Below are 9,912 nucleotides of genomic sequence, written 5' to 3'. Positions count from 1 at the left end.
GCCCTCACCCCTAACCCCTCTCCCTCTGGGAGAGGGAAGTTAGAGCAGCGCGTTCGCAACAGCGTTACGTAGCAACAACAATGTGACGAACCGTCTCATTGCTATTTGAAATGACCGTAAAATAACAGCCGCAGCTTTTTCGAGTTTCATCTGAATGCGCGGGATACCCCACTCGGGTGGGAAAGGATAGCGCCCAATATACTTACTATGACCCAAGTTCTGACTATCTCTTGCAAGCTCAAGGTATCTGCGTCGCAAGCCACAAAGTTGAATGCGACCAGGGCCTACGGCCCGCTGGCGCGAACAGAGGGGGACAACTGGAATGGACAGCAGTTGAACCAGGTAAGAGACCACTACTCCCGCTTGAGAGCGGTTCTGCAACGCAAGGCCAGTCAGGGCACACGCAGTTCTCGGCGTCGATGCCGGGAGCTGTTGCAACGGCTGTCTGGCAGGGAGAGACGCTTTCAAGTTTGGGTAAACCACTGCATCTCCACTCGCATCAGCGGCGCGTAGCGCTAAAACCCCACCCGCCTATGCGGTGGGGTAGTTTATTCGCTCTGACCACATCTTGATCTCCCCACCTCTTTTTTATCGGGATGAACTGCGCTGCCGCCTGATCATCACCCTCAGCATGTTACGAGTTGTGCAACATGTCTGCGAGGCGGTGCGGCAGGAGAACACCGAACTAGAACGGGTGAAGCAGCGCTATCTGGACGAGTGGACGCAAGCCGTCAATGCCCATGGCGCGTTCGGTCGCTGGCGGTGGAAGGTGGCACGTCACCCGGTCGAGATACGAGACGTTCTCTAACTCCCCTCTCCCAGTGGGAGAGGGGTTGGGGGTGAGGGCTGGCTCCCACTGGGAGAGGGGTTGGGGGTGAGGGATCTAATCCCACAAGTTCAAATCGGTCACCGCCCCCAGGCTGCTGCTGGAGACCAGCTTGGCGTACTTGGCCAGGGTGCCCCGTTTGTAGCGGGGCTCAGGCGGAGACCAGCGGGCGCGGCGGCGGGCCAGCTCCTCTTCGCTGACATGCAGGTGCAACAGGCGAGCCGGCGCATCGATGGTGATCAGATCTCCTTCTTCCACCAGGGCAATCGTGCCCCCCACATAGGCTTCGGGAGCCACATGGCCCACCACCATGCCGTAGGTGCCGCCGGAGAAGCGGCCATCGGTGATCAGGCCCACGCTATCTCCCAAGCCAGCGCCGATGATGGCGGACGTGGGCGAGAGCATCTCCCGCATGCCGGGGCCACCCTTGGGGCCCTCGTAGCGGATCACCACCACGTCTCCCGCCCGAATCTGGCCGGAGAGGATGGCCTGCAAACAAGACTCTTCGGAGTCAAAGACCCGTGCCGGCCCCGTGATCTTGGGAGTCTTGACGCCGCTGATCTTGGCCACCGACCCTTCTGTGGCCAGGTTGCCTTTGAGAATGGCCAGGTGCCCTTGGGGGTAGAGGGGGCTGTGCCAGGGGCGGATGACCTCTTGGTCAGGGCTGGGCTCGTCCGGCACATCCCGCAGGACTTCGGCAATCGTCTGGCCAGAGATGGTGAGGCAGTCCCCGTGCAGCAGGCCGTGGTTGAGCAGGATCTTCATTACTTGCGGGATCCCGCCGGCCCGGTGCAGATCGGTGGCAACAAAGCGGCCCGAAGGCTTGAGGTCACAGAGAACAGGCACGCGGGCGCGGATGGTCTCAAAGTCATCCAGCGTCAGGGGCACCTCCGCGGCGTGGGCAATGGCCAGAAAGTGGAGCACGGCGTTGGTGGATCCCCCTACGGCCATGATGACGGAGATGGCGTTCTCAATGCTCTGGCGAGTGATGATGTCACGGGGCCGAATGTTGGCCTTGATGGCCTCGGCCAAGACCTTGGCCGATTGGGCAGCGCTTTCGGCTTTTTCTTCGTCCTCTGCCGCCATGGTAGAGGAATAGGGCAGGCTCATGCCCATGGCCTCAAAGGCGCTGGACATGGTGTTGGCGGTGTACATGCCGCCACAGGATCCGGCACCGGGGCAGGCGTGGCGCTCCACCGCCAGCAGCTCTTCCTCGGAGATGCGACCGGCGCTGTACTCCCCTACCGCTTCAAAGGCGCTGACAATGGTGAGGTCACGGCCATTGTAATGCCCCGGCTTGATGGTGCCACCATAGACAAAGATGGAAGGCACGTTGAGGCGGGCCATGGCAATCATCGCCCCCGGCATGTTTTTGTCGCAGCCACCGATGGCCAAGAGACCATCCATACTCTGGCCGTTGACCACCGTCTCGATGGAATCGGCAATCACCTCCCGCGACACGAGGGAGTACTTCATGCCCTCGGTGCCCATGGAAATGCCGTCGCTGATGGTAATGGTGCCGAAGATCTGAGGCATGCAGCCGGCCTCCCGCAGGGCAGCTTCGGCTCGCTCGGCCAGGGCTTGGATGCCGATGTTGCAGGGGGTAATGGTGCTGTGGGCGTTGGCGATGCCGACGATGGGCTTGCCGAAGTCCTCATCGCGAAAGCCCACTGCTCTAAGCATGGCGCGGTTGGGGGAGCGCTGCACCCCCTGGGTGACCACTTGGCTGCGCAGCGGAAAAGGAGAGTTGGCCATCATTGGTAAGAAGAAACCGAGAAAAGTGAGCAGGGAAAAGAATGGGTAGAACTCATCCTACCGCTTTTCCCAAAGGCAACCGTAACCCTCCTGGCAAGAGGGATCCGACCAAATCTGAAGCAACTCTGTAAGTTCTCGGCACCTGCGCCGAGAATCGGCCAGCCTACCTAGTAAAGGGGATCCCAAATTCCAATCGCGTCAGTGGGACGCAGTCCTTGCCCGCCGGTTCGAGATACAGAAGCTAGGGATCTCTTGTTCCGGCGTTTCCTCTTAGGTGTCAGTGAAGCCGCATATGATTCTCAGCTCTCCTCCCTCCCCAGCCGCCGTGCCCAGCAGCGCCGAACGGGAGATGGCGCGGGATGTGCTCACCCTCTCCCGCCATGTCTTGCAGCAGTTTGGCAGCTTTACTGCCGAGGCGCAGGACTTCAGCGCCCTGATGAACCGCATTGCCCTGGCCGGCAAGATGATCGCCCGCCGCCTCAGCCAGGCAGGGCTGATCGAGGGGACGCTGGGGGTGACCGGCAGCGTCAATGTCCAAGGGGAAGAACAGCAACAGATGGACGACTATGCCAACCGGGCCTTCATCCGCGCCTTGGAGCAGACGGGCCTGGTGTGTCGGCTGGTGTCGGAAGAGATGAAAACGCCGGCCCGCCTGCCGGAAAACTGCTCCCTCAGCCGCTTGGCCCTGGTGATCGATCCCTTGGATGGATCTTCCAACATTGACGCCAACCTCAGCGTCGGCTCGATTTTCTCTGTCCTTCATCCTCTAGAGGATCGTCCGGAAGCAGACAACCAAGATCTCCTGCAGCCGGGCCGCCGCCAACTGGCTGCCGGCTACATCCTCTACGGCCCCAGCACCCAACTGGTCTATTCCGTCGGCAAGGGGGTACACAGTTTTACGTTGGATCCCAGCTTGGGCGAGTTCATCCTCTCCAAGAGCGATATTCGCATTCCCGAACGCGGCTCCGTCTACAGCCTTAACGAGGGCTACTTCTGCCAGTGGAGCGAAGGGATCCAGAACTATGTCCGCTACGTCCACCGCCACGATGGCTACACCTCCCGCTACAGCGGCGCTCTGGTGGCGGATTTTCACCGCATCCTTCTCCAGGGCGGGGTGTACCTCTATCCGGGCACCCAGAAAAAACCAGAGGGCAAGCTGCGGCTGATGTACGAGGCCAACCCGCTGGCGTTTTTAGTTGAGCAGGCGGGGGGCGTAGCCACCACCGGCAGCGAGGCTATCCTGGACATCGTGCCCCAATCCCTGCACCAACGGGTGCCTTTGATTATCGGCAGCCGCGAGAATGTGGAAGAAGTGTTGCGCTGCCTTCGCTGACCTCCTAGCCCCTCTTCCCTGACCCCGCCCACGCAAGCCGAGCCGACTCTATGGTGACCCTGGCTGAAAACCCCCTGCGCGTTGGCCTCAACCAAGAGCGCGTTCCGGATCCCTGTATCCTGGTACAGTTTGGCGCTTCCGGGGATCTGGCGGCCCGCAAGCTGATCCCGGCCTACTACCGGCTGTTTGTGCAGCGACGGCTGCCGCCGGAGTTTACCTTGGTGGGAGTGGCCCGGCGCGACTGGAGCCACGAGATCTATCGGGACAAGATGCGGGCGGCCCTGGAAGAATTTGCCCCCCAAGATCTGGGGCCAGAAGCCCTCTGGCAAGACTTTGCCCGCCGCCTGTTCTACTGTCGCCTTGATCTTGGCGATGCCGAGGGCTACCTGCGTCTCAAGCAATTCCTCGGCCAACTGGATGAGGAGCGGGGCACCCGCGGCAACCGGGTGTTTTATCTGGCGGTGGCGCCGGACTTCTACGCCCAGGCCATCCAACAGTTGGGGGCAGCCGGGATGTTGGCCGACCCGGCCAAAACGCGGGTGGTGATTGAAAAGCCCTTTGGCCACGACCTCACCTCGGCCCAGGAGCTGAACCGCATCGTGCAGCGGATTTGCCAGGAAGAGCAGGTCTACCGCATCGACCACTACCTGGGCAAGGAGACGGTGCAAAACCTGCTGGTCTTCCGCTTTGCCAACACCATCTTTGAGCCCCTCTGGAACCGCAACTACATCGACCATGTGCAGATTACTGTGGCGGAAACGGTGGGGGTGGAGGATCGGGCTGGCTACTACGATGCTGCCGGCGCTCTGCGGGACATGGTGCAAAACCACCTGATGCAGATCTATTGCCTCACCGCTATGGAGCCGCCCGTCTCCTTGCGCAGCGACGGGGTACGCAACGAAAAGACCAAGGTGTTGCAGGCTACCCGCCTGGCGGATCTGCGCAATGTAGCCGCGGCAGCGGTGCGAGCCCAGTACGGCCCCGGCTGGATCGCCGGCAAGCCGGTGCCAGGCTATCGCCAAGAGCCCAATGTCAACCCCAACTCGCAAACCCCCACTTACGTGGCCCTGAAATTGGAATGCGACACTTGGCGGTGGCAGGGAGTGCCCTTTTACCTGCGCACCGGCAAACGCTTGGCCAAGAAGGTCTCCGAGGTGGCCATTTACTTTAAGCAGGTGCCGCTCTCTCTTTTTCCTTCGGCAGCCCGGGAGGTGAGCCCCAACATCCTGGTGCTGCGCATCCAGCCCAACGAGGGCATCTCCCTGCGCTTTGAGGCCAAGATGCCGGGGCCGGAGATCCGCACCCGCTCGGTGGAAATGGATTTTCGCTATGGAACTGCCTTTGGGTCGAGCACCCCGGATGCCTACGAGCGCCTGCTGTTGGACTGCCTGCTGGGGGATCCCACCCTATTTACCCGCGCCGACGAGGTGGAAGCCGCCTGGCGGGTGGTGACGCCGGTGTTGTCGGCCTGGGAAGCCCAGCCCGAAGGCAATGGCGGCAGTGCCGCGCCGCCCCTGCTCACCTACGAGGCCGGCACCTGGGGGCCCAAGGCCGCTGAAGACTTGCTGGCCCAGTCGGGGCGGCGGTGGCGACGTCTCTAGTTTGTTTGAATCGCTGCCCTCACCCCCGGCCCCTCTCCCAAAGGGACGGCCCTCACCCCCGGCCCCTCTCCCAAAGGGAGAGGGGAGTTAGAGATGGTGCTCCGCGCCGCCGGCGCAAACATGCATCTGGTTGGAACCAGCCCTGGCAGGAAGGATCCCCGGTTGCTGCAGCTAACATGGGCATGACCTGTTTTTGCGTGGGTGTCATGCCGCCACTGGTATTCCGGCTACCTGTCCGGTTTTTGCTAACCTTGCCGCTGGGCCTTGCCATGGTGTTGGGGGTAGGGAGAGGGGATCCCGCTCGAGCCCAGGTATTGCTGCACCTTCCCCTGCCCAATGGGGAGTTGATGCGGGCCCAGGCCCTGCAACTGGCCACTGACTCGCTGCGGCTGGCCCAGTTTGGCCAGACAGAAGAGGCGCTGCGCCGCTTGCAACTGGCGGTGGCCATGGTGCCCAACTCCTCCGAGCTGCTCTATGTTTTGGGCAACGTCCACCTGGAGCGGGGAGACTACGCCCAGGCGGTGCAAGCGCTGCAGAAGGCCCGCGCCCTGGCTACCGACGACGCCGATATTCTCTACTCGCTGGGAGCGGCTTACTTGCGGCAGGGCAGCTACTTTGCCGCCGCCGAGGCTTTGGAACGGGCTGTGGCCCTGCAACCGGATAACCCCAACGCCCGCTTCCAACTGGGCAATGCTTATCTAATGCTGGATCAGTGGGATCCCGCCCGGCGGGAATATGAGAAGACCCTGGAGTTGGATCCCGCCTATTGGCCGGCCATGAACAACATCGGCTTGGTGGACTACGAGCAGGGAGATCTCGACGCTGCTATCGAGCGCTGGGAACGCACGATAGAGATGAACGACTCTGTGGCAGAGCCCTACTTGGCCTTGGCGACCGCTCTCTACATTCGGGGAGAAACCGGACGAGCCGAGGAGCTGGGGGCAAAGGCCATGCGCCTGGATCCCAGCTATGCCCGGCTAGAAGTGCTGCGGGAGAACCTGTGGCGGGAGAAGCTGCTGCGGGATGTGCAAGTTCTCCTGCGCAGCCGCCCCGTTGCCGAGGCTCTGCAGCAAGCTGCCGTCGAGCAGTTCAACCGGCAGATGGGGCTCTCAGAAGAGTAGGCTCAGGGGCCGCCCAAGGCAGCTTGGGCCGGGGATCCCGCGCCCATCCGTTCCTGCAGCCTCTCAACCTTGGCCCGGATCCGCTCGGCAATGCCGACGCTGTTCAAGCCCAGATCCGCCAAGGACTCCTCAGGAGTGGCATGTTCCACCCACACATCCGGCACCCCCAGGCGCAACAAAGGCACCCGGATATCGGCATCCAGAAGGGCTTCCCCCACTGCCGAGCCAAACCCGCCCATGAGGCAGCCCTCTTCTACTGTCACCACCAGGCGGCTCTGTTGGGCCAGGGGCAGGATCAGCTCGGTATCCAGAGGCTTGGCGAAGCGGGCGTTGACCACAGTGGTGGCAATGCCGTGTTCCTTCAAAATCTCCGCCGCCTGCAAACTGGGATGCACCATCGATCCATAGGCCAGGATCAGCACCTCGCCGCCGCTGCGCAGCACCTCGGCTTTGCCGATGGGAATGGGCTCCCACCCTTCCTCTGCCAGGGGCACCCCCACGCCGGAGCCACGCGGGTAGCGCATGGCAATGGGGCCTTGGGTGTACTGGATCCCGGTCACCACCATGCGCTGCAGCTCCGCCTCGTCTTTGGGGGCCATCAGCACCATCTCGGGAATGCAGCGCAGATAGGCAATGTCGTACATGCCCTGGTGGGTTGGGCCATCGGCTCCCACCACCCCTGCCCGATCCAAACAGAAGAAGACCGGCAACTTTTGGATGCAGACATCGTGGATGATCTGGTCGTAGGCCCGCTGCAGGAAGGTGGAGTAAATGGCCACCACCGGGCGCATCCCCTCGCAGGCCATGCCGGCAGCCAACGTGACGGCGTGCTGCTCGGCGATCCCCACATCTATAAACTGATCCGGCAGCTTTTCCTTGAGTTTGTCTAGGCCGGTGCCAGTGTCCATGGCCGCCGTAATGCCGATAATGCGAGGATCCCGCTCCGCCAGCTTGCAAAGGGCGTGGCCAAAGACCTTGCTGTAGCTGGGGGGCTTGGGCTTGCTGGGTGGGTAGGGCTTGCCGGTGGCCAGGTCAAAGCGGGATTGGGCGTGATACCCCACCTGCTCCGCTTCCGCTGGCGGGTAGCCCTTGCCCTTGACTGTGGCCACATGCACCAGCACCGGCCCAGAGATGCCGTGGGCCAACTCAAAGGCATCCAACAATTCTGCCAAGTTGTGCCCGTCCACCGGCCCCACGTAGGTAAAGCCCAGCTCCTCAAAGATGATGCCCGCCTTGTTGTTTTGCACGGCAGTAACCAGCTTCACCGTCTCCTTGAGGCGGTCGATTTCCGGGCTGAGGCTGGATCCCAGCAGGGGCAGATTTTTCAGTTGCTCCTCTAGGCTGTCGGCCAAAAACTGCACCGGTGGGCTGAGGCGCAGGCGGTTTAAATAGCGAGGGATCGCCCCCACGTTGGGAGAAATCGACATGCCGTTGTCGTTGAGGATCACCATCAGGTTGGTCTTGGGCAGGTGCCCGGCGTGGTTGATCGCCTCATAGGCCATGCCCCCAGTCAGAGCACCATCCCCAATGATGGCCACCACCTTGAAGTTGTCCCCCCGCCGATCCCGAGCGATGGCCATGCCCAAGGCCGCCGAGATGCTGGTGGAGGCGTGGCCGGCCCCGAAGTGGTCGAAGCGGCTCTCGCTGCGCTTCAGGTAGCCGGAAATCCCCCCTTTCTGGCGCAGCGTGTGAAAGTTGTGATACCTGCCGGTGAGCATTTTGTGGGCATAGGCTTGGTGGCCCACATCCCAAATCACCTTGTCGCGATCCAGGTCAAGGGTCTTGTAGAGGGCCAGGGTCAGCTCCACCACGCCCAACCCTGGTCCCAGATGGCAGCCGACTGGGGAGTTGGCAGCCGTTTGCAAGTGCTTTTCGCGAATCTGGCGGGCTAGGCTGCGCAACTGGCTGAGGTTCAGGGCTCGAAGCTGGTTGGGATGAGTGATGTCACTCAGGTGCATAGGGGACTCGTCCTTCCGGTGTGATCTCACTCTAGATCATTTTCTGGGCGGGTTTTGTTGCCATCCCACTTTGGAAAACGCCGGGATCCCCTGGGCCAAGGGCAGTGAGATCCTGAGAGGGAGCACCAAGGAGCTCATGCAAGGGTTAGCATCGCACAAGGCCCTCGGCTGCTTTGGACTGAAGGCCTATTCGCAATTGGTTTCTCTCTTTTTGTTAGCCATGAAAATCGCCGCCAACATCACCCAGCTCATCGGTCGTACCCCCCTGGTGCGGCTTAATCGGATCCCTCAATCCGAAGGGTGTCTGGCTGAGATTGTAGTGAAATTGGAGAGTTTTAACCCTGCCGCCTCGGTGAAAGATCGCATCGCCGTGAGCATGATCGAGGCTGCCGAACGAGCTGGCTTGATCACCCCCGGCAAGACCATCTTGGTGGAGCCCACCTCTGGCAATACCGGCATTGGCCTGGCCATGGCTGCTGCTGCCAAGGGTTACCGGCTGATCATCGTTATGCCTGAGAGCATGAGCCTGGAGCGGCGACTGCTGTTGAAAGCCTACGGGGCAGAGGTGCATTTGGCCAGCAGCGCCGGCGGCATGGGGGAGGCCATCTGGAAGGCCGAAGAGATCGTGCGCCGCACCCCCAACGCTTACATGCTGGGCCAATTCGCCAATCCCGCCAACCCCCAGATTCATAACCAAACCACCGGCCCGGAAATTTGGGAGGATACCGATGGCCAGGTGGATATCCTGGTGGCAGGGGTAGGCACCGGCGGCACCATCACGGGGGCGGGCGAGTTTCTGAAGGGGAAAAAACCGGCCATTCGACTGGTGGCCGTTGAGCCCAAGGCCAGTGCTGTCCTCAGCGGCGGGCGGCCTGGCTTTCACCGCATTGAAGGGATCGGAGCAGGATTTGTGCCCGATGTGCTGCGGCGCGACCTGCTGGATGAGGTAATTGCAGTGGAAGATGAGGAAAGCATGATCTACAGCCGCCGCCTGGCCAGGGAAGAGGGGATCCTCTCCGGCATTTCCACCGGAGCTGCCTTGGCGGGAGCCATCCAGGTGGGGCGGCGACCGGAAAACGCCGGCAAGCTAATTGTGATGATCCAGCCCAGTTTTGGCGAGCGCTACTTGAGCACGCCCCTCTTCCGCGACCTAGAGCGGGATTCTGACCGCGCGGGCGGGCCGGTCGGGGATCCCAGCAGTCTTGGACCATCCAACCCAGGCCAAAAGCTCCAGTAATCGGCTACGTGGGGGCGACGGGGCCGCACTTGCACTTTGAGTTGTGGAAACGGACGGTGGGGCAAGGCTGGGTGGTTTTGG

General features: G+C 61.8%; 7 protein-coding genes and 1 pseudogene. 6 read left to right on the top strand and 2 right to left on the bottom strand.

What is annotated here, in order from left to right:
- Positions 1-303: 303 nt before the first annotated feature.
- Positions 304-501: pseudogene (locus NW844_RS10790) on the top strand (RNA-guided endonuclease TnpB family protein); the annotation flags it as partial.
- A gap of 67 nt (positions 502-568) precedes the next feature.
- Positions 569-808: a hypothetical protein gene (locus NW844_RS10785; protein WP_414335557.1), complete on the top strand. Its 240-nt coding sequence runs from the start codon at positions 569-571 to the stop codon at positions 806-808.
- A 75-nt stretch (positions 809-883) separates the two neighbouring features.
- Here the strand turns inward: NW844_RS10785 and ilvD are convergent, their stop codons facing one another.
- The gene (gene ilvD, locus NW844_RS10780; RefSeq protein WP_414335563.1) at positions 884-2,581 is read right to left on the bottom strand and encodes a dihydroxy-acid dehydratase; all 1,698 of its coding nucleotides are present in this window, start codon (positions 2,579-2,581) and stop codon (positions 884-886) included.
- 349 nt (positions 2,582-2,930) lie between these two features.
- On the opposite strand from ilvD, the gene fbp reads away from it, so the two are divergent.
- The 3 genes from fbp (at position 2,931) to NW844_RS10765 (ending at position 6,636) form a co-directional block, all read left to right on the top strand.
- Positions 2,931-3,914, top strand: coding sequence for a class 1 fructose-bisphosphatase (gene fbp, locus NW844_RS10775; RefSeq protein ID WP_414335561.1), 984 nt, complete (start codon positions 2,931-2,933; stop codon positions 3,912-3,914).
- Positions 3,915-3,964: 50 nt separating this feature from the next.
- The gene (zwf, locus tag NW844_RS10770) at positions 3,965-5,515 is read left to right on the top strand and encodes a glucose-6-phosphate dehydrogenase (RefSeq protein ID WP_414335555.1); all 1,551 of its coding nucleotides are present in this window, start codon (positions 3,965-3,967) and stop codon (positions 5,513-5,515) included.
- 206 nt (positions 5,516-5,721) lie between these two features.
- Positions 5,722-6,636 (top strand): tetratricopeptide repeat protein, encoded by a 915-nt coding sequence (locus tag NW844_RS10765; protein ID WP_414335554.1) that lies wholly within the window; start codon positions 5,722-5,724, stop codon positions 6,634-6,636.
- Between the two features lie 2 nt (positions 6,637-6,638).
- Here the strand turns inward: NW844_RS10765 and dxs are convergent, their stop codons facing one another.
- Positions 6,639-8,594 carry a 1-deoxy-D-xylulose-5-phosphate synthase gene (dxs, locus tag NW844_RS10760; RefSeq protein WP_414335552.1) on the bottom strand — a complete coding sequence of 652 codons (1,956 nt, stop codon included), beginning with the start codon at positions 8,592-8,594 and terminating at the stop codon, positions 6,639-6,641.
- A 220-nt stretch (positions 8,595-8,814) separates the two neighbouring features.
- Here dxs and cysK point away from each other — a divergent pair, with 220 nt between their 5' ends.
- Positions 8,815-9,831, top strand: coding sequence for a cysteine synthase A (cysK, locus tag NW844_RS10755; protein WP_414335559.1), 1,017 nt, complete (start codon positions 8,815-8,817; stop codon positions 9,829-9,831).
- Positions 9,832-9,912: the final 81 nt, after the last annotated feature.

This window comes from Synechococcus sp. H55.2, from assembly GCF_047462495.1.
Taxonomy (GTDB): domain Bacteria; phylum Cyanobacteriota; class Cyanobacteriia; order Thermostichales; family Thermostichaceae; genus Thermostichus.
This window is presented reverse-complemented; position numbering and strand designations above follow the sequence as displayed.

What these genes read in the sequence shown, in the direction of transcription:
- ilvD (WP_414335563.1), bottom strand. Translation starts at nt 2,581, where the DNA reads ATGGCCAACTCTCCTTTTCCGCTGCGCAGCCAAGTGGTCACCCAGGGG.
- fbp (WP_414335561.1), top strand. Translation starts at nt 2,931, where the DNA reads ATGGCGCGGGATGTGCTCACCCTCTCCCGCCATGTCTTGCAGCAGTTT.
- zwf (WP_414335555.1), top strand. Translation starts at nt 3,965, where the DNA reads ATGGTGACCCTGGCTGAAAACCCCCTGCGCGTTGGCCTCAACCAAGAG.
- NW844_RS10765 (WP_414335554.1), top strand. Translation starts at nt 5,722, where the DNA reads ATGCCGCCACTGGTATTCCGGCTACCTGTCCGGTTTTTGCTAACCTTG.
- dxs (WP_414335552.1), bottom strand. Translation starts at nt 8,594, where the DNA reads ATGCACCTGAGTGACATCACTCATCCCAACCAGCTTCGAGCCCTGAAC.
- cysK (WP_414335559.1), top strand. Translation starts at nt 8,815, where the DNA reads ATGAAAATCGCCGCCAACATCACCCAGCTCATCGGTCGTACCCCCCTG.